This is a genomic window from Autumnicola musiva, assembly GCF_031846585.1.
In the GTDB taxonomy this organism is placed as follows: domain Bacteria; phylum Bacteroidota; class Bacteroidia; order Flavobacteriales; family Flavobacteriaceae; genus Autumnicola; species Autumnicola musiva.
Window position 1 is genome coordinate 317,887 of record NZ_JAVRHK010000002.1, and the last position, 20,964, is coordinate 338,850.

The 20,964-nt window shown below is 39.2% G+C and carries 16 protein-coding genes; 12 read left to right on the plus strand and 4 right to left on the minus strand.

Annotation, left to right across the window (positions count from 1 at the left end; all coding sequences use genetic code 11):
• Positions 1–35: 35 nt before the first annotated feature.
• The 8 genes from mraY (at position 36) to ftsZ (ending at position 10,524) form a co-directional block, all read left to right on the plus strand.
• On the plus strand, positions 36–1,268 hold the full coding sequence (mraY, locus tag RM539_RS03880) for a phospho-N-acetylmuramoyl-pentapeptide-transferase (RefSeq protein WP_311502120.1): 1,233 nt from the start codon (positions 36–38) through the stop codon (positions 1,266–1,268).
• A 1-nt stretch (position 1,269) separates the two neighbouring features.
• Positions 1,270–2,607, plus strand: coding sequence for a UDP-N-acetylmuramoyl-L-alanine--D-glutamate ligase (gene murD / locus RM539_RS03885; protein WP_311502121.1), 1,338 nt, complete (start codon positions 1,270–1,272; stop codon positions 2,605–2,607).
• Positions 2,608–2,705: 98 nt separating this feature from the next.
• Positions 2,706–3,908 carry an FtsW/RodA/SpoVE family cell cycle protein gene (locus RM539_RS03890; protein ID WP_311502122.1) on the plus strand — a complete coding sequence of 401 codons (1,203 nt, stop codon included), beginning with the start codon at positions 2,706–2,708 and terminating at the stop codon, positions 3,906–3,908.
• Positions 3,909–5,003, plus strand: a complete 1,095-nt coding sequence (gene murG, locus RM539_RS03895) for an undecaprenyldiphospho-muramoylpentapeptide beta-N-acetylglucosaminyltransferase (protein WP_311502123.1) — start codon at positions 3,909–3,911, stop codon at positions 5,001–5,003.
• 88 nt (positions 5,004–5,091) lie between these two features.
• Entirely contained in the window at positions 5,092–6,438 is a 1,347-nt protein-coding gene (gene murC, locus RM539_RS03900) for a UDP-N-acetylmuramate--L-alanine ligase (RefSeq protein WP_311502124.1), read from the plus strand.
• Positions 6,435–7,151, plus strand: coding sequence for a cell division protein FtsQ/DivIB (locus tag RM539_RS03905; RefSeq protein ID WP_311502125.1), 717 nt, complete (start codon positions 6,435–6,437; stop codon positions 7,149–7,151). The genes murC and RM539_RS03905 overlap by 4 nt, the downstream gene beginning before the upstream one ends.
• A 3-nt stretch (positions 7,152–7,154) precedes the next feature.
• On the plus strand, positions 7,155–8,510 hold the full coding sequence (gene ftsA / locus RM539_RS03910; protein WP_311502126.1) for a cell division protein FtsA: 1,356 nt from the start codon (positions 7,155–7,157) through the stop codon (positions 8,508–8,510).
• 28 nt (positions 8,511–8,538) lie between these two features.
• Entirely contained in the window at positions 8,539–10,524 is a 1,986-nt protein-coding gene (ftsZ, locus tag RM539_RS03915; protein WP_311502127.1) for a cell division protein FtsZ, read from the plus strand.
• A gap of 89 nt (positions 10,525–10,613) precedes the next feature.
• Here ftsZ and RM539_RS03920 read toward each other — a convergent pair whose 3' ends face one another.
• The 4 genes from RM539_RS03920 to RM539_RS03935 form a co-directional block, all read right to left on the minus strand.
• Positions 10,614–10,796, minus strand: coding sequence for a hypothetical protein (locus RM539_RS03920; RefSeq protein WP_311502128.1), 183 nt, complete (start codon positions 10,794–10,796; stop codon positions 10,614–10,616).
• Between the two features lie 81 nt (positions 10,797–10,877).
• On the minus strand, positions 10,878–11,438 hold the full coding sequence (locus RM539_RS03925; protein ID WP_311502129.1) for a hypothetical protein: 561 nt from the start codon (positions 11,436–11,438) through the stop codon (positions 10,878–10,880).
• A 103-nt stretch (positions 11,439–11,541) separates the two neighbouring features.
• Positions 11,542–12,591, minus strand: a complete 1,050-nt coding sequence (locus RM539_RS03930) for a S66 peptidase family protein (RefSeq protein ID WP_311502130.1) — start codon at positions 12,589–12,591, stop codon at positions 11,542–11,544.
• A 60-nt stretch (positions 12,592–12,651) separates the two neighbouring features.
• Positions 12,652–13,989 (minus strand): D-alanyl-D-alanine carboxypeptidase/D-alanyl-D-alanine-endopeptidase, encoded by a 1,338-nt coding sequence (locus RM539_RS03935; RefSeq protein ID WP_311502131.1) that lies wholly within the window; start codon positions 13,987–13,989, stop codon positions 12,652–12,654.
• 165 nt (positions 13,990–14,154) lie between these two features.
• Between RM539_RS03935 and RM539_RS03940 the strand changes: the two genes are divergently transcribed.
• Genes RM539_RS03940 through RM539_RS03955 form a run of 4 tightly spaced genes read left to right on the plus strand, consistent with a single transcriptional unit; the run spans position 14,155 to position 20,921 of the window.
• Positions 14,155–17,337, plus strand: coding sequence for a SusC/RagA family TonB-linked outer membrane protein (locus tag RM539_RS03940; protein ID WP_311502132.1), 3,183 nt, complete (start codon positions 14,155–14,157; stop codon positions 17,335–17,337).
• 10 nt (positions 17,338–17,347) lie between these two features.
• Positions 17,348–18,739 (plus strand): SusD/RagB family nutrient-binding outer membrane lipoprotein, encoded by a 1,392-nt coding sequence (locus RM539_RS03945; protein ID WP_311502133.1) that lies wholly within the window; start codon positions 17,348–17,350, stop codon positions 18,737–18,739.
• 52 nt (positions 18,740–18,791) lie between these two features.
• The gene (locus tag RM539_RS03950) at positions 18,792–19,460 is read left to right on the plus strand and encodes an N-acetylmuramoyl-L-alanine amidase (RefSeq protein WP_311502134.1); all 669 of its coding nucleotides are present in this window, start codon (positions 18,792–18,794) and stop codon (positions 19,458–19,460) included.
• Entirely contained in the window at positions 19,461–20,921 is a 1,461-nt protein-coding gene (locus RM539_RS03955) for a M14 family metallopeptidase (protein WP_311502135.1), read from the plus strand.
• Positions 20,922–20,964: the final 43 nt, after the last annotated feature.

A 20,964-nucleotide genomic window follows, 5' to 3' on the forward strand; every position in this document is an offset into this window, starting at 1 on the left:
AGGGAACATTTCCTTGGGAAATGAAGAAATAGCGAATGTTATACTACTTATTTAAATATTTAGAATCAGAATATGAGTTTCCCGGGGCACAGCTGTTTGGATATTTATCCTTCAGGTCGGCCATGGCCATTATTTTTTCACTTGCTATTTCTACCATTTACGGTAAAAAAATCATCGATTACCTGCTTACCAAACAGGTTGGTGAAAGTGTGCGGGAACTTGGACTTAAGGGGCAAAGTGAAAAAGCCGGTACACCAACAATGGGAGGGATTATTATTATTGTTGCCACTCTTATCCCCGTGCTGTTGTTCGCGAAACTGGAAAACATTTACGTAATCCTGCTGATTGTGACTACCATCTGGATGGGGACTATCGGGTTTATAGATGATTATATTAAAATTTTTAAAAAAGATAAGGAAGGCCTTAAAGGTATTTTTAAAGTTATAGGCCAGGTGGGACTGGGCCTGATCATTGGGGGAACTATGTATTTCCATCCGGGAATTACCGTTAAGGAGGAAGCGAATAATGCGGTGCCGGGTAAGGAGCTGAATGAAGTTGGGAATATTCGTGAAATGGGGCCTGAAGAGAAAAGTACAATTACTACCATTCCTTTCGTAAAAAACAACGAATTTGAGTACTCCAGCCTTATTACCTGGATTGATGCTGACTATGCCAAATATGCCTGGCTGGTATTTATTCCTATTGTTATTTTTATTGTGACTGCTGTTTCCAACGGTGCTAATCTTACCGATGGGATAGATGGTTTGGCGGCGGGCTCTTCAGCAATTATTGTCCTTACACTAGGTATTTTTGCCTGGGTTTCAGGGAACATTATTTTTTCAGACTATCTCAACATCATGTACATCCCCAAATCGGGGGAAATGACTATTTATATTACTGCTTTTGCCGGAGCACTGGTAGGTTTTTTATGGTACAATACTTTTCCTGCACAGGTTTTTATGGGGGATACGGGAAGTTTAACTATTGGTGGTATAATTGCCGTTTTGGCCATAGCTACCCGAAAAGAATTGCTTATTCCTCTTCTCTGCGGAATTTTTCTGATGGAAAACCTGTCGGTAGTAATGCAGGTTTTCTGGTTCAAACTTACCAAACGCAGGTACGGTGAAGGGAGAAGAATTTTCCTGATGTCACCTTTGCATCATCATTATCAGAAAAAGGGGCATCATGAAAGTAAGATTGTAGTGAGGTTCTGGATTGTAGGGATTTTTCTGGCCATTGTAACTGTAGTAACGCTTAAGCTGAGATAGTATGGCGAAAAAAATTGCAATCCTGGGAGGAGGAGAAAGTGGCGTGGGTACAGCGATTTTAGCCAAAAAAGAAGGCTTTAAAATTTTTCTTTCTGATAAAGGAAAGATCAAAGATAAATATAAAGACGTTCTTAAAAATCTTGAGATTGAATGGGAAGAATTACAGCATTCTGAAGAAAAAATTCTCAATGCAGATGTGGTGATGAAAAGCCCCGGGATTCCGGAAACCACACCTTTGGTTTTGAAGCTAAAGGACAACAATATTCCGGTGATTTCTGAAATTGAATTTGCTTCCGAATTTACTTCAGCAGAAACAATAGGGATTACAGGGAGCAATGGGAAAACAACCACTACAAAATTTATTCACCATATCCTGAAGGACGGGAAAATTTCAGCAGGAATGGCGGGAAACGTGGGTGATAGTTTTGCCAGGCAGGTCGCTGAAAATGAATTTGCCTGGTATGTGCTGGAATTAAGCAGTTTTCAGCTGGATGGGATTATAAATTTTAGGCCTAAGATTGCTGTTTTAACCAATATTACACCAGACCATCTGGATAGGTACGAGCACAGCCTGGAAAAATATATAGCTTCCAAATTTAGAATTACGTTAAATCAAACAAAGGCAGATTATTTTATTTACGATGCCGATGATAAAAATATTTCAGACTGGCTGAAGAAGAATCCCATTGAAGCCCAAAAACTGCCTTTTTCATTAGAAAAAAAATTTGAAAACGGCGCATACCTTGAAAATGAACAAATAATTGTAAAAATAAATAACACCAAGTTTTATATGCCAACAACAGATCTTAGCCTTCAGGGCAAGCACAATACAAAAAACGCGATGGCGGCCGCTACTGTGGCGCAACTTTTACGTATAAGGAAGCAGACTATTCGTGAAAGTATGGAAAATTTTCAGGGAGTGGAGCATCGTTTGGAAAAGGTGCTTAAGATTAATAACGTGATGTACATCAACGATTCCAAGGCAACAAATGTAAATGCCACATTTTACGCTTTGGAGAGTATGGAAAGCGCAACCGTTTGGATTGTTGGAGGAGTAGATAAGGGCAATGTTTATAGTGATTTACTGCCTTTGGTAAATGAAAAGGTGAAAGCCATCATCTGCCTGGGTGTGGATAATGCTAAAATTACAAATGCCTTTGGGAACTGCGTAGATATAATGGTTGAAACTCAATCTATGGACGAAGCAGTAAAAATAGCCTATAAGATTGCTGAAAAAAATGAGGCTGTTTTATTGTCTCCTGCCTGTGCAAGTTTTGATTTATTTGAAAATTATGAAGACAGGGGAAGACAGTTTAAAGAAGCAGTCAGGAATTTATAAAAAATGTGAAGTCATCCTGAACTTGTTTCAGGATCTCTATTTGTAAGAAGCTGAAATATGTTCAGCTTAAGGAAAAAAAGGAAAAGGAGCTAAACTAGATGAGCAATATTTTTTCAAATCTTAAAGGAGACAAGGTGATCTGGGCCACTGCGGGATTGTTGGCAATATTTTCGTTCCTGCCGGTGTATAGTGCCAGTAGCAACCTTGCTTATTTGCACGGTGATGGTAGTACCTTTAATTACCTGGTTGTTCATTTTTTCCATTTGCTCCTGGGGTTTTGCCTGCTCTTTGCAGTACATCGTATACCCTATAATTACTTTCGTGGCTTATCTATTTTGATGCTGCCGGTGATTATCGTGCTTTTAATTTACACCGTTGCCCAGGGAACCTTTATTGGAGGCGCTTATGCCAGCAGATGGGTGCAAATTCCCGTATTGGGGGTCACCTTTCAAACCTCTACGCTGGCTTCGGTAGTGCTAATGGTTTATGTGGCACGTTATCTTTCAAAAATCACCGATAAGGCCATCGAATTTAAAGAGACAATTTTTCCTTTGTGGGTGCCGGTATTTCTCATTTTAGCCTTAATTTTGCCGGCCAACTTTTCAACGGCATTCATCATTTTTGCAATGACGCTGGTGTTGATGTTCTTAGGCGGCTATCCAATTAAATATCTCGCCGCTATCGTGGCAGCCGGATTTTTAATGTTAACAATATTTATTCTCACGGCAAAGGCCTTCCCGGGAGTTTTACCCAGCCGGGTAGATACCTGGGCGAGCAGGATAGATAGTTTTACCAACGATGAAGATACTGAAGCCGATTACCAGATTGAAAAAGCAAAAATTGCCATAGCCCGTGGAGGAATAGCCGGTACCGGAATAGGAAAATCGGTGCAGCGGAATTTTTTACCACAGTCTTCTTCAGATTTTATTTATGCGATTATTGTTGAAGAAATGGGCTTGATAGGCGCTTTCGGAGTGATGGCTGCATACCTGATGTTACTTTTCAGGATAGTAATTGTGGCCACAAAAGCAAATACCATATTTGGGAAATTAGTGGTTATGGGTGTGGGAATACCCATCGTTTTTCAGGCGCTGGTAAACATGGCGGTTGCGGTGGAATTATTCCCGGTTACAGGCCAAACCCTGCCGCTAATCAGTAGCGGGGGAACATCTATCTGGATGACCTGTATGGCGCTGGGTATTATTTTGAGCGTAAGTGCTAAAAGAGAAGAAATTAAAGAAGCGGAAGCTCATGAAGATGGTGAGGACAATCCGCTGGATATATTAAGTGAAGCGATTTAAGTGAAAGGGAATTTAAAAGTCATATTATCAGGAGGCGGTACCGGTGGACATATCTACCCGGCCATTGCTATTGCCGATGAAATTCGCAGGCGGAATCCTGCGGCTGAAATTCTTTTTGTAGGTGCCAGGGATCGCATGGAAATGGAAAAAGTGCCACAGGCAGGATATGAAATTGAAGGTTTGTGGATAAGCGGAATTCAAAGAAAGGTATCTCTAAAAAACCTGATGTTTCCGTTCAAGTTAGTGAGTAGTCTGAGCAAAAGCCGGAAAATTATACGAAAATTTCAGCCTGATGTGGTAATTGGTACGGGAGGTTTTGCCAGTGGTCCGTTATTGAGAGTGGCGGTATCGCAAAAGATACCCACGCTTATCCAGGAGCAGAATTCCTTCCCGGGAATTACCAACAGGATTTTGTCTAAACAGGCAAATAAAATTTGCGCGGCTTATGAGGAGGTATTCAGGTTTTTTCCAAAGGAAAAGACCGTTATCACCGGAAATCCCGTACGGTCAGATTTGCTGAAGGTGAATGAAAAGAGGGAGGAAGCACAGCGATTTTTTCATCTGGACAGGAAAAAGAAAACTGTACTAGTGCTCGGTGGAAGTTTAGGTGCAAGAAGAATAAACCAGCTCATTGAGACCTGGGTGCCCAAATTTGAAAAAGAGAACATTCAGTTAATCTGGCAAACCGGAAAGCTGTATTACGATGAGTATAAAAAGTACAATAGCGACCTGGTGCAGACGTATGAATTTTTAAACAGGATGGATTGGGCTTATGCCGCGGCAGATATTATTATAAGTAGGGCGGGAGCGGGAAGTGTATCTGAATTATGTGTGGTGGGCAAACCGGTGCTTTTTATACCGTCACCAAACGTTGCTGAAGACCATCAGGCGAAAAATGCCATGTCTTTAACCAAAAACGAGGCAGCACTTACATTAACAGAGGAGCAGCTGGAACAAAATTTTGAAAAGGAATTCTTCGGATTGGTTAATTCCGAAGTAAAACAAAAAGAACTGAGTGAAAATATAAAAAAAATGGCCCTGCCCGATGCTACCGCAAGAATCGTGGACGAGGTGGAGAACCTGGTAGGGAAATAACCATTACGGGATCTGCAATGTTTTAAAACCTTGTTGGTCGTAGTTTAAAAGGAATAAAAAATAAACAAAGATAAGAATCAGCAAAAATTTGAACGAATCTAATAACATACAAAACTTATATTTTATCGGCATTGGCGGGATAGGCATGAGTGCTCTGGCAAGGTATTTTAATGCCAAAGGCAAAAATGTTTCCGGCTATGATAAAACGTCTACTTCCCTTACAAGAAAACTGGAGGAAGAAGGAGTTACTGTTATTTATAAAGATGAAATAGGGCAAATTCCGCAGCACATTTTAGAAGATAAAAACTCTCTAATTGTCTATACTCCGGCGATTCCCAGCGGGCATAAGCAATATAATTACTTTCTAAGCGAGAATTACAGCCTTAAAAAACGTTCGGTAGTTCTTGGTTTGGTAACCAGGAATAAATTAACACTGGCTGTGGCAGGAACTCACGGGAAGACTACCACCACCGCTATTTTAGCTCATATTTTAAAAGAAACAGGAGCCAAAATAACCGCTTTTTTAGGAGGAATAAGTGAAGATATCCAGAACAATCTCATTATGCAGGGCGATGATGTAATTGTAGCCGAAGCTGATGAATTTGACCGCTCGTTCTTACAATTATCCCCAAATATAGCGGCAATCACTTCTATGGATGCCGATCATTTAGATATTTACGGCGAAAATGAGCAGCTTCAGGAATCTTTTAGAAGATTTGCTTCGCTTGTTCCTGCAAATGGTAAGCTATTTGTGCGTAATGGGCTGCCATTGGAAGGCGCTACAGTAGGAGTAGACGATAAGGCTGATTTTTCAGCGATTAATATAAAAATAGAAAAAGGAGCTTATCATTTCGATTTTAAAACTCCGCAGGAGACCCTAAGGAATTTAAAATTTTATCTACCCGGCAAACATAATTTGCTGAATGCTGTAACCGCTCTGGCAATGGCTGTTGAATATGGTGCTCCTACTAACATGGTAGCCGGGGCTTTATCCAGTTTTAAAGGAGTAAAACGCAGATTTTCCTATAAAATAAATTCTGAAAAACTGGTGCTAATAGACGATTATGCACATCATCCCGCAGAAATTTCTGCGGTACACCAGGCGGTAAGGGAAATGCACCCGGGCAAAAATGTACTGGCGGTTTTTCAGCCGCATTTATTCAGCAGAACAAAAGATTTTGCTGATGAATTTGCGGAAAGCCTTGGTAAATTCGATCAGGTAATGCTACTGGATATTTATCCTGCCAGGGAACTTCCGGTAGAAGGAATCACTTCAGCATGGCTTCTGGATAAAATAAACAATCCTAAAAAAGCATTAGTTCAGAAGGAAAATCTTTCCGCAGAAATTAAAGCAGCAAATGCGGAAGTTGTGGTGATGATGGGCGCCGGAGACATAGGAGAAGAAGTTGAAAAAGTTAAACTTGCATTACAATGATGGGAGGTTTAGGATACATAAAGGCGTTTTTGCTTATTGCGTTGGTGGTGTTCCTTTTTGGCTTTGCTGAAAAGCGCCAGAAATCCCGTAAGATCAGTGAAGTGGCGGTAAATTTTACCGATACGGAGAACCTGTATGTAACGGAAGAAGCGGTTAATAAATTGTTGATACAAAATAAAGTGGCTTCCTCGGGCATAGGCAAAGAAACTTTAGATTTGAATAGGGTAGAGGGACTTCTGAATAAACATGAAATGATTGAAAATGCTGAAGTTTACGTAACTCTTGACGGTAAACTTGAGGCAAACGTGAGCCAGCGAAAACCTATTGGTAGATTAGTGGGCAATTCTTCGTTTTATCTGGACAGAAACGGAGAGCTTATGCCGCTCTCTGAATACTATTCAGCCCGGGTGCCGTTGTTGTTCGGGTTTGACGGTGCTACGGTAAAAGAAGTTTATCCGCTGCTAAAATATATTAAAAATGATGAGTTTTTAACGCAGCATATTACGCAAATAAGTCGAGTAAATACAAACCGGTTTGATCTGCAAATGAGAAAAATGGATTTTACCGTCTATTTCGGGAATGCCGAAAATATTGAGCTGAAGTTCAACAATTTTAAGGCGTTTTATAAAAAAGCGCTAAAGGATAATAAGTTAGATGCCTACAGGAAAGTGAACTTGCAATTTGGTAATCAGGTTGTTTGCACTAAAAAATAATTTATGGAACAGAAGGATATAGCAGTAGGATTAGATATAGGAACCACTAAGATTGTGGCTATGATTGGGCGTAAGAACGAATACGGCAAGGTAGAAATTGTCGGGATCGGGAAGTCTAAAAGTCTTGGTGTGCACAGAGGGGTGGTAAATAATATTACCCAGACTATCCAGTCTATTCAACAGGCTATACAGGAAGCTGAAGCAGATTCAGGATTAAAAATTGAAGATGTGGTGGTAGGTATTGCGGGGCAGCATATAAGGAGTTTGCAGCACAGCGATTACATCACCAGGCCCAACCCTGAAGAGGTTATTGATAATGATGATATTCATACCCTTTGCAACCAGGTACATAAACTGGTAATGTTACCGGGAGAAGAGATTATTCATGTGCTGCCACAGGAATTTAAGGTAGACGGCCAAGCTGAAATTAAAGAACCCATCGGGATGTACGGTGGCAGGCTGGAAGCTAATTTTCATGTAGTGGTAGGACAGGTTTCTTCCATCAGGAATATTGGGAGGTGTGTAAAAAGTGCCGGACTGGAACTTTCGGCCGTAACTTTGGAGCCACTGGCTTCAGCAAATGCCGTTTTAAGCCAGGAAGAGAAAGAAGCCGGAGTGGCTTTAATAGATATAGGTGGCGGTACTACAGATTTGGCAATTTTTAAGGATGGGATCATCAGGCACACCGCTGTTATTCCTTTTGGCGGAAATGTAATTACTGAAGATATTAAAGAAGGTTGCTCAATTATTGAAAAGCAGGCCGAATTATTGAAAATTAAGTTTGGATCTGCATGGCCGGGAGAGAATAAGGATAATGAAATTGTTTCTATTCCGGGTTTACGCGGAAGGGAGCCGAAAGAGATTACCTTAAAAAACCTTTCTAAAATTATCCACGCCAGGGTTGTGGAAATTATTGAGCAGGTGTACCTGGAGATCAAAAATTATGGTCACGAAGAACAGAAGAAAAAACTAATTGCCGGGATGGTATTAACAGGAGGCGGTGCCCAGCTGAAACACCTAAAGCAATTGGCAGAATATATTACCGGAATGGATACCCGTATTGGTTATCCCAATGAGCATCTTGCCGGTACTAATGATTCTGAAACCACCAGTCCCGTATATGCTACGGCAGTAGGCCTGGTTATGAACAGCCTTGAACAAAGCAAAAGTCGTTTTCAGGAAGAAGTGGTTCTTAAAAAAGAAGATGACGCACACGAGCCGGGAGAAGAACTTTCTGATGAGCCTGAAGATCAGATCTCTTCAGAAGAAAATGTTCAATCCCGGGAAAAACAGCCCAGAAAAAGCATTTTTGACAAATGGGCCGAGAAGTTTAAAGATTTTTTAGATAACGCAGAGTAATAGAGATACAACCAGTAAAATTGAATTTATGAGCAGTACAGAATTTGGAGACATTTCATTCGATTTACCAAAAAATCAATCAAACGTCATAAAAGTTATTGGCGTAGGAGGTGGTGGTAGCAATGCCATTAACCATATGTTTCAGTTAGGAATAAAAGGTGTGGATTTCGTTGTTTGTAATACCGATGCGCAGGCATTGGATAACAGTGCGGTTCCCAATAAAATCCAGCTGGGGGTTAGCCTTACCGAAGGGCTTGGTGCAGGGGCAAATCCCAGTATAGGGGAGCAGGCTGCAGTAGAGAGTTTTGACGAGATTAAGCAGATGCTGGATGTAAATACTAAAATGGTATTTATCACTGCCGGGATGGGCGGTGGTACCGGTACAGGTGCTGCTCCGGTAATCGCAAAGCAGGCTAAAGATATGGATATTCTTACTGTTGGGATTGTTACCATTCCTTTTCAGTTTGAAGGGAAGATGCGTAACGAACAGGCCCAGCTGGGGGTTGAAAAACTGCGTTCTCATGTTGATTCATTAATTGTAATAAATAATAATAAACTTAGGGAGGTTTATGGTAATCTCGGTTTTAAAGCCGGTTTTTCAAAAGCCGATGAAGTTCTGGCAACCGCCTCAAGAGGTATTGCTGAAGTTATTACCCATCACTATACCCAAAATATTGACTTGCGTGATGCCAAGACTGTTCTGAGCAATAGTGGTACTGCTATTATGGGTTCTGCGAGTGCTTCAGGGGCAGACAGGGCTAACGATGCCATTCGCAAGGCGCTGGATTCTCCTTTGCTTAATGACAATAAAATTACCGGTGCTCAAAATGTTTTACTGCTAATTGTTTCCGGTGCCGAAGAAATTACAATAGACGAAATTGGTGAAATTAACGACCATATCCAGGCGGAAGCCGGTCATAGTGCAAACATCATTATGGGGGTTGGAGAAGATGACGCTCTGGATGATGCTATAGCAGTAACAATTATTGCCACGGGTTTTAATGTAGAGCAGCAGGATGAAATTGTTAATACCGAAACAAAAAAAATTATCCACACTCTTGAGGATGAACAAAAAGCAGAACATGAACTAAGTACCAAAAAGACGGGTTATTATTCCCCTGCTTTGGAAGAAGGGGCAGAAACTGCACATGAGGAGCCAAAAGAGAACAAAATTGTCCATACGCTGGATGACACAGTTGAAGAAGTAGATGAAGTTGGAAATATTTCCCCTAAAAAACAGGAAGAGAAGAAAGAAAATCCACTGCATACACCTCCATTTGCCAAAAAAATGGACGTGGTTTATGAAGAAATAGATACGGAAGATTTTATTATCAATGATACTTCTGAAGAGGATCAGGAAACTAATATGAATGAACAGGAAGATGAATCTTCAGAAAATGAAGATCAGATCATGTTCACTTTCGATTTTCCTATAAATGAAGAAAAAAAAGAAAGTAATACCGAAACGCCCCAGCAGGAAAGGAAAGAGGAAGGAAGAAAAGAAGATAGCAGGAGCTCAGAAACAAGAAATATTGAGGTGAACGAGCCCGTTGAAATTGTTCCGGTGACTGAAAATTCCCAAAAAGGAGTAAAGCGGTACAGCCTGGATGATTATATGGAATTTGAGCAGAAGCTTGAAAATTCCAAACCTGCAAAGAAGGAAGAGCCTAAGGATGAAACAGTAGCTTTCGAAAAAAAAACGATAGCTCCCCAACCAGAAAAAAGGGAAAATCCAGATGATGAGGATCCTTTTAACAGCCCCATTTCAGACATGTTGATTGAGCGTGCTGCAGAGCGCAGAGCAAAGATGAAGGAATTTAATTATAAGTTCCGTAGCAATGCTGCCCAGATTGATGAGATAGAGAAGCAGCCTGCCTACAAAAGGCAGGGTGTGGATTTAGACCAGAATAAACCGGGAGAAGGCAAACTTTCCAGAACGAGTATAGGGAAGGATGATAACGATGACCTTCAGTTCAGGAGAAATAATTCTTTTCTACATGATAATGTAGATTAAAAAGAATAAGGATTTAAAAGAAAAGGTTCCGGATGTTTCCGGGACCTTTTTTTATACATGAGGGAAAAAATCAGCTTTATTTTTAAGGACTAACTTTCTTTATCGCTTCTTCTTTTTATAAGGGATATGCCGGCAAAAAAGAAAATTACTCCAAGAATAGTCAATGCCCAGGGGCTGAACATCAAAGCTATACTATCAAAAATTCCCAGCACTCCAAATACCAGAGCAATAGCACCTCCAATAGTCATAATTAATCCTATTATCCTAATCATAATGTTAAATAGTTGGTTATGAGGTAAAGTTAGGGAATCATCTGTAATCACCTGTAGGCTTAACAATTTTTGGCATTTATTCTAATTCCAGTAAATCATAAAGTACTTTATCCTTGCTTCATCAGGAATTTGTGAAGCCCGGATCTTGGCTTCGGTGTCATATCTAAGGCTGGATGGTAATTCTTTTTTGTCTATAGTTACATAAGCGTTTATATCATCTAAAAAAATCACCGCAGAAGTCATCGTATTTTCAATCCTGGAAATATTATAGTGGGTGACAATGTCTTTAAAAGTGCTGCTCACATTAAGACCTTCTTTGGTTTCATATCGTGAATCCATAACCCTTATATAACCAATAGTGCTGGTGGAATCAAATTCCTGCAGCGGTTCAAGATACAGTAGCGGCTGCCCGCCTTTTTCATAAACCCTTATTTCATCTGTAGACCTCAGTTGTTCTGCTCCACTGGTTTGGCTAGTGATGGAATCTTCCTTAAAAATTGAATCCAACTGATTGAGCTGAGTTTCTCTTTTCAGTTTTCCTATTTGTGTGTTTGTAATTAAATAAGGGTCATTTTCATCATTATTGCATGAAAACAGTATTGCACCGGATAAAAATAATAGTAGCAGGTTTTTTTTCATCATTAATTATTTCAGTAGAAATTATAAAAATGGCAGATGTTAAAGTTTAAATTTTATTACCTAACGTTGCTTCTCTGATTATTGTATTCTGTTCCCAAAATAAATTCTATATCACTGCGGGAGCGAGCAATCTAATGCTGCCTTTTTCAGCATCAATTTCGGCTTCTATGCCATTTGGAATAGTAACATTATCATCAATATGTCCAATCATGGCGCCGGTAAATGCCGGAATATTTAAAGGTTCTATGTAGGAATCCAGAACTTCTTCCAGGGTTAGTGAGCCGTAACCACTGCCACCGGGATCACAATCGGTGCATTTTCCAAATATAAATCCGCTGATTTGCTTAAGGACTCCGGCTAAACGTAATTGCGACATCATACGGTCTATGGCATAAACCTTCTCACCAACATCTTCTATATAAAGAACTTTGCCTTTCCAGTCCTGCGGAAAATAATCTGTTCCTACTATTCCTGTTAAAACAGAAAGGTTACCGCCCAACAGTTTGCCTTTTGTTATTCCAGGAGTTATAGTGCGAATACGGTTTCTGGTTTGCACTAATTCATCTCCTTTATCTGAAGGGTTCACCAGTGTAGGCATTTCTTTATTAAAAAGAATGTTTCTTAAATGCCCTGAGCTGAAGGAATTCCAGGTAGAAACTGCTACGGGAGCATGAAAAGTTACCAAACCTGTCATTTTATAAATTGCCAGGTGTAAAGCCGTAATATCGCTGTAGCCAATAAAGATTTTAGGATTTTTTTTGATGAGGTCGTAATCCAGTCCATCCAGAATTCGCGAAGAACCCGAACCGCCCCTAAGAGCGATAATTGCTTTTACTGAATCATCGGCAAACATATTATTAAGCTCAGAAGCGCGTTCCTCATCTGTGCCGGCGAGATGCCCATACCTGCTTTTGGTAAATTCTCCAAACTTTACCTTCAAACCCATGGCTTCAAAAGATTCACGGGCAATATCATAAGGTTCAGACTCAAAAATTGCGCTGGCAGGGCTTACAATCCCTATTGTATCTCCCTCTTTAAGTGCCTGCGGACGAATAATTTCTTCGGAAGTGTAAAAATTAAAATTGCTATTGAAAGAACTAAGCGGAATAGCCATTCCTGCTGTTCCTATATTTCTGATAAAGTTTCTTCTTTTCATTTTACGGCATTCAGGTATACCGAAAATAGGCATTTTAGGGCCTTTTTAAAGAATTTATTCTCAATAATTATTTCTAATAATCTTTAGGATACGTTCCATTTCCTGCTTAAGCAGCGAAGTAGAAACCGTGTAATTGCTGTTCATAAAGCTGAAAATAAGGATTTTGCCGCTGTTGGTTTTAATATACCCGCTAAGGCTATGATTGTATTTTAAAGTGCCCGTTTTTGCAAAAATATATGGATGTTCAGCTTTAAAATAATTTTTGAGAGTGCCGGATTTTCCACCTGTAGCCATTATACTGAAAAGTTTTTCCTGTGGGACTTCAGCAAGAATTTTCTCAAGAAGCTTTACCATTGTCCTGGGAGTAAAAAGATTATAACGGGAAAGGCCGGAACCATCATACCACATGGGTTCATCTGGTAAATCAGCCAAATAATGCTCTTTCATATAATCTATGGCAATATCAGATTTTAATGTGTCTGAAATTATTCCTGCAGACATAATAAGGATTTGTTCTGCAATAAAATTGTCGCTCACTTCAAGCATACGTTTATATAAGCTATCACTGGAAATGCTGTAAAGCGTTTTATTTAATCTTTTATTTATATCCAAATTTTCAAGCCTTATAACCGGCTTGTGAAGAGTGTCACTTAGGAGATTAGTAAGAATTTCAGGTGAATATTTAAAAGGTACCGATTGAGCAAACTCTGAATTTTTGAACTGATTGTTGAATTCAAAGCTATTCTTAAAGATTTTTCTTTCTATCCTGCTTGATACCAGATTGTCTTTTATATTCACCAAAGAATCACTGAAAATTGATGGTGAAACTACCGGTAATTTTTTATTTTTTTGGAATTGGAAGCTTACCATATTTCCATAAACGGGAAATGGGGTTCTTTCAGCCGAATAGTATGCATTGTAATCTCCCCAGGACCATCCCGGTCCCTGATGTGTTTCAGTATAAGATGGGGGTATATATACAAGTTTTTCATTACTATTTTTAAGAAAATAAAAAACCTCCGATTCTGGTAAATTTCTATTTAAAAAAGAAGGATCTCCCGTGGCTTTAAAATAAAGCGTATCATTTTCAATCAGATACTTAAGCGCAGGCACCGAATCTCCTAAAATTTTTAGACCGGTGTAAAAGGTAAAGAGCTTGGTATTGGAAGCCGGTGTAAAATATTTTTTAGCGTTATAGCTGTAGATGGTCTTATTTTCCTGAGGATCATATAATGCAAGACCAGCAAATCCCTGGTCAAAAACGGGAGAACCGGTAAAAATGTTATTTATTGGTCTGCTGATTTTTTTTGTAGTGGAACAAGAACCCAGCATTAGAAAAATTAAGGATAGTATTAGAAATTTTAGAGGAGACATAGAACGGTACAGGTTTTTCGCCATTATAAAATTATAAATAGAAACTGATAATTTTAAAAATTTACTTCAAAGTTAAATTAATATTGAAGAAGTTAATAAAAGTTTAATTTTTAAGTCAACTAATTTGTTCGGGTTTATTCTATTTACATATATTAAACTTTTTTATTATGAAATTTTAACATAAAAAGAATGAGAAACAAATTTACAATTTTGGCCTTAATGGCATTTTTCCAAATTACCGGAACTCTTGCTCAACAGTTGGAGGTAAGTGGGACGGTTACTGTTGCTACCGATGGAATGACATTGCCTGGGGTGAATGTCATCGTAAAAGGCACCAGTAATGGAACTGTTACCAATATGGAAGGGTACTATTCTATTGAGGTAGATCAAGACGCGGTTTTGATATTTTCTTCCCTTGGATTTGAAAGTCAGGAACAATCTGTAGATGGCAGAGATGTGATTGATGTTATTATGACTGAAGATCTTGAAGGCCTTGATGAGGTAGTAGTTACTGCCCTGGGAATTTCCCGTGATAGAAAATCTTTGGGTTACGCCACCCAGGAAGTAGAGGGAGAGAATTTTACTCTTACCAATGAGCAGAACGTGCTAGGTTCACTCTCCGGACGTGTGGCAGGGGTTCAGGTTACAGGAGCTTCCGGCTCAAGTATGGGGGGTACCCAGAAAATCAAAATCAGGGGAATTAATTCCCTGAGTGGAGGTGGAGAACCTTTACTTGTAATAGATGGTACACCTATATCTAATGCAAACTTCGCCGAAAGTTCCGGGGCCGATTATGGTAACCTTGGGCAGGATATAAACCCCAATGATATTGAATCGGTTAACGTTTTAAAAGGCCCTACAGCATCAGCTTTGTATGGAATTAGAGGACAATACGGGGTGATAATGATAACCACCAAAGATGGTGCTAAAGGAGTGGAAGATACACGGGTTCAGTTAAGTTCCAGTGTGTCTATAGAAGTTGCCGGTAATTTTATGCCGGTACAAAATATGTATGGGGCCGGCTCTTCTCAAAGTTTTAATACCTTACCCAATGGAGATCCATACGTAGCCGTGGGGGTTGATGAAAGTTGGGGACCAAGGATGGACGGGACTCCTGTAAGGCATGCGTGGAGTTTTTATCCGCAGGATCCAGGCTATGGAGAACTAGCACCATTTAGCCCGCACCCCGATAATATTAAGAATTTCTACGAAACGGGACATAATATCAATAACAACATAAGCATTAGTGGAGGTAGCGAAAATACTTCTTATAGATTGAGTGTAAATGACACCCGAATTGAAGGTGTTGAACCCAATACTTATTTAAAGAGAAACAACATTGGACTGAACACCAGTTTGGATATTAATGATAAGATTACGGTTAATTCTAATATAAACTATGCTCGTAATGATGCACAGCGCCCGCAACAGGGATCTGAATATGGTACCGGTTATTTTGTACAGTGGTTTCAGCGAAATATAGATATGAATAAACTGGAGAACTACCAGTATCCCGATGGAACTTTTCAACACTGGAATTTACGTTCCCCTAGTTCAACTACGGGTGAAATCACTGATTTAAGTCCGCTCTACTGGAATAACCCTTATTTTGAAGCTTATGAAAATACCAATAATGATAGGAGAGACCGCTTTTTCGGAAATATTGGTGTGACTTATGAAGTATTGCCGGAGTTAGAACTTAGCGCCAATGTACGTTCAGATATGTACACCCAAAATATTGAAACCCGAAGAGGTTTTGGAGGAACCGGAATTCCGGGTTACACTGTTGGAAAATATCAGAACAAAGAGATGAACTACGAGTTATTGGCTCAGTACAACAAGGAGTTTGGTGATTTTTCTATAAATGGGACATTAGGAGGAAATATATTCGACAGGAGATATTCATATGTTTACCAGGAAACAGAGGGAGGATTGACCACGCCGGGGTTTTATAACATAGAAGCCTCTATAGATAGGCCAACTACTGAATCTTATTTGCTTAGAAAACAAATTAGAAGTGGATTTGCCATGGCATCGCTTGGTTATCTAGACACTTATTTTGTAGAAGCCAGTATAAGAAATGACAATTCTTCAACTTTACCCGAAGAAAATAATTCTTACTGGTATCCGTCAATTTCAGGAAGTATGGTGTTTAGTGAATTTACAAATTGGGAGCTGCTTAGCTTTGGTAAATTACGGGCAAGTTATGCCCAGGCAGGCTCAGATTTATCACCATATCAAACCAGTAATTTTTATAATGTGGGGACGGTATATAATAATATAAATACCTTAACAGTGCCAAATTCTTTACCTAATCCAAATATTCTCCCTGCTTTTGCACATTCTTATGAAGTAGGTGTAGACCTTAGGTTTTTTAGTAACAGGTTAGGTCTTGATGTTACCTATTATGAGCAAAGAAATATAGATCAAATTATAGATTTAGATATTTCGGGAGCAACGGGTTATAGTTCCAGGATATTAAATGCGGGTGAGATTACAAACAATGGTGTAGAATTATCCCTTACCGGAACCCCGGTCAAGACAGATAACTTTAGGTGGGATGCTACTCTGAATCTAAATCGAAACAGAAGTGAAGTGGTAGAACTTCACCCGGATATTGATGTTTATCAATATGGTTCTACTACCTATTCTTCAGTAAATAGCTATTTAAATTCTTATGAAGGAGAGCCGTTCGGAAGTTTGGTAGGACAGGCTTATCAACGAGATGAAGCTACAGGGCAAATTTTGCTGGATGCCAATAATATGCCTTTGTACACAGATGCCACGCATAATTTTGGAAGTGTATTGCCAGATCTAACAGGTGGTTTTCAAAATAATATCCAGTTTGGAAACTTTAACCTTGCTGCTATGATAGACTTCCAAAAAGGTGGGCAGTTCTTTAGCCGGTCTAAAATGCTGGCAGTAAGAACCGGACAGGACCCATTAACCGTTGCAACAAATTCTAACGGAGCAAATGTAAGGGATCCCCTGGAAGAAGGTGGTGGAGTTGAAGTAAACGGGATATCGGCAGAAACCGGAGAGGAAGTGAACGCATTTGTAGATGCCAGATCTTATTACAGGAATGTTGTAGGTAGAAGGATTTATGAAGAATGGCTATATGATGCTTCTTATATCAAGTTAAGAGAAGTGAGGTTAGGCTACACCTTTGGGTCTAATATTATGGAGAGACTTCCTTTTGAAGCAGTAAATCTTGCTTTTATAGCCCGTAATCCTGCGATGTTGTGGCAAAATGCTCCCGATGGTATTGATCCATCAGAGATTTCTACCGGTAGCCAGGATATTAGCTGGTATGAGTCCGGGCAGTTAATTTCGGTTAGGTCTTATGGCTTAAACCTAAATATTACATTCTAAATAGAAAACGATGAAAAGATTTTATATCATATTATTCAGCAGTTTATTTATTTTAAGCTGTAACAAGTTTGACGACGAGATAAATACTAATCCAAACCTTCCAAGTGAAGCTTCAGGTACCCAGTTAATTGCCAGTGCTCAATTATCACTTCCCGGTTTAAGCTCATCTCCCAAGGGAGCTTTTATGGCGCAGTATCTAGCAGAAACGCAATATGTAGGTCAGTCCCTTTATCCGCAAGAAAGTACTAGTTTTTACTCCTTATATCAAAGTCCATTAATTAATTTACAGACTGTAATAGATTCTGAAGATTTAAACGGAAACGACGGCCCTGTAGCCAATCAAAAAGCTGTAGCTAAGATTCTAAAAGCATATTTTTTCTGGAATATTACCGATAGATGGGGAGATGTGCCTTATTTTGATGCCCTTCAGGGAGGCGATAATTACACCCCGGTTTATGATTCTCAAGAGGAAATTTACAATGATCTTTTTGAGGAACTAAAAGAAGCCGGCGATATGATCGTATCAGGAAATATCAATAACGATATTGTTTATGGGGGCGATATGTCTAAATGGGAGAAACTTGCCAATACCGTAAGGATGCTTATGGCATTAAGACTTTCAGAAGTTGACCCCCAAAAGGGAAGTGCTGAATTTAATGCAGCAATTAGCGCAGGAGTTTTTGAATCCAACAGCGATAATCTTGTGTACCAACATTTGGCAGATGCCAATAATCAAAATTACTGGTTTGACCAGGTGGTAAATCAAAACCGGGAGTGGTGGGCGCTTACCGAAACTTTAGTAGAAGAAATGAAGCCTGTTAATGATCCGCGTTTAGCAGTATATGGAGATCCAACAAGAAGTACCGGTGAATATATTGGTCTTGAATTTGGAGTAGAAGAGGTAACCGGTACTGAAACCGAGGAGTTTTCTTTATTAGGTTCAGATATCTATGAACAAGATGCACCTGTTTATTTGGTTACCTATGCTCAGGTTCTATTTGCTATGGCCGAAGCTACGGAACGAGGTTGGATTACAGGAGATGTTGAAGAATATTACAATATGGCGATTGAAGTTTCTATAGAGCAATGGACCGGTACTACTGAAGGTGTTGAGGATTTTCTAGATAATCCGGAAATAGCTTTTGATGCGAATAATGCTATTGAAAGTATTTCCAACCAGCGTTGGGTACACCTTTATATGTTTGGATATGAAGCCTGGTCTGAATGGAGAAGAACAGGATATCCAAACGATTTGGTAGAACCAAACGGTATGGCAGTTCCAACTCGTTTAAGTTATCCCGATAATGAAGCCTTTAATAATGAAGATAATTATTACGAAGCGATAGAAAGGCAATTTGGTGGCGAGGATAGTATTTATGGCAAAGTCTGGTGGGATCAATAATTGTAGAAATAAGAGGCCGGCATTAACCGGCCTTTTTTAAGTTTTAAATCATATGAAAAGTAGAATAGGCATAAGCTTTCTTTTTCTGTTTTTGTTTCAGCTAAATGTTTTTGCTCAGAAAATAGTAGATAAACCAATAAATTTTAATGAAAAACGAAAAGAACTCACTCTTCAGTATTTAAAAGAACATTATGGGCTGGATCAAAAAACGCCAAATATCGATCCCAAGATGGTGGTGCTCCACTGGACGGCAATTCCAACTTTTGAAGCTTCTTTTAATGCATTTGTAAATCCGGAATTGCCAACTTCCCGCACAGAAATTTCAGGAGCAGGCAGCCTTAATGTATCGGCACATTTTCTTGTGGACAGGGACGGCACAATTTACCGATTGATGCCCGAAACTATTATGGCCAGGCACGTAATTGGCCTGAATCATACGGCAATTGGAGTGGAAAACGTGGGCGGGACTAAAGAAACTCCGCTTACCAGTGCGCAATTAGAAGCGAATATCGATTTGGTAAATTATTTAAGTGAAAGATATAATATAGAATATCTGTTAGGGCATTACGAATATCCACAGTTTGAAGGGCATAAATTATGGCTGGAGAAAGACGAGGGCTATCGAACTCAAAAAACCGATCCTGGAAAAGAATTTATGCAAAAAGTACGTGAAAAAACTACAAGTCATAATTTTAAGCCGGTTCCTAAAAACGATGATTAAATGATGAATTTTAAGAATAAATATTTCCTATATTTTTTAAGCGGTATTTTTGGCATTTTTATTAGTTCAGCGCAAGAAAAAAAGCTTTATGAGGAATTGTATAATTCCTATGAGGATTTTAAAGAAACGTCAATTGAAAAGCGGCGGTTTTCTCAGTCTAAAATTCAACCTTTGATTGATGATTTTAAGCGAAAGGAGAACTTTCAGGTGAGAAAGGTTGGTGAATCTATAGAAGGCAGACCGCTTCAGTTAATTTCGATGGGTAAAGGTGATATAGATATCTTCCTTTGGTCCCAAATGCATGGCGATGAATCTACTGCGACCATGGCTATTTTTGATATCCTCAATTTTTTAGATTCTGAATATTTTTCAGAAGAAAAGGAAACAATGTTGGAAAATGTAAAACTTCACTTTTTACCAATGTTAAATCCCGATGGCGCGCAGCGTTTTCAGCGTAGAAATTTTTTAGGGGTGGATATTAATCGTGATGCTTTGCGTTTACAGTCGCCGGAAAGTAAAACTTTAAAAAAGCTTCGCGACAGCCTGGAAGCTGATTTTGGCTTTAATCTACATGATCAAAGTACATATTATAATGCAGAAAGAACATCAAAACCGGCAACAATTTCCTATTTGGCACCTGCCTTTAACTACAAAAAATCGATTAATGACGTTCGCGGCGCGGCAATGCAGGTAATTGTGCAGATGAACGAGATTCTTCAGGATTATGCTCCCGGGCAGGTTGGACGCTATAATGATGATTTTGAGCCGCGTGCTTTTGGAGATAATATCCAAAAATGGGGTACCAGTACCATTTTAATTGAATCTGGCGGTTACCCAAACGATCCCGAAAAGCAGGAGATCAGAAAATTAAATTTTGTTTCTATTCTCACCGCTGTATTTTCTATTGCTGAGGGAGATTATAAAAATGCTGATATTTCCAAATATGAAGAAATCCCCAATAACGACCGGAAGCTTTATGATTTAAAACTTACCGGGCTTACTTATAAGTTATTGGGGAAAGAATTTATTTTAGATTTGGGAATTAATCGTCGCGAAGTGCAGTACGGAGAAATGGATTATTATTACGATGCATATATTACAGACCGGGGAGACCTTTCTACGTTTTTTGGCTATAAAGAATTGGATGCTTCAGGTTATAAATTAATAGATGGTAAGGTTTATCCGGAGACTTTTCAAAATCTGGCTGAGCTTCAGCAGAAAAATATTTCCGGAATACTGAAAGAAGGTTATGCTTATGTAACTTTAAGTGAACTGCCGGATGAAGATTTTACCGAATTACCCATTAATCTTGTAGCTGAAGAATTCGAAATTCCGGAAAATTTACAACCTGATTTCTTCCTTCAGAAGGATGGAGAATTAGAGTATGCAGTGATAAATGGGTTTTTAGTAGATTTTTCACAAGAAAATAATACCGTGCAAAATGCACTTATTATAGATTAGTCAAATTAGGTGGGAAGTACGGCTTAAAAATATGAAATTCTGT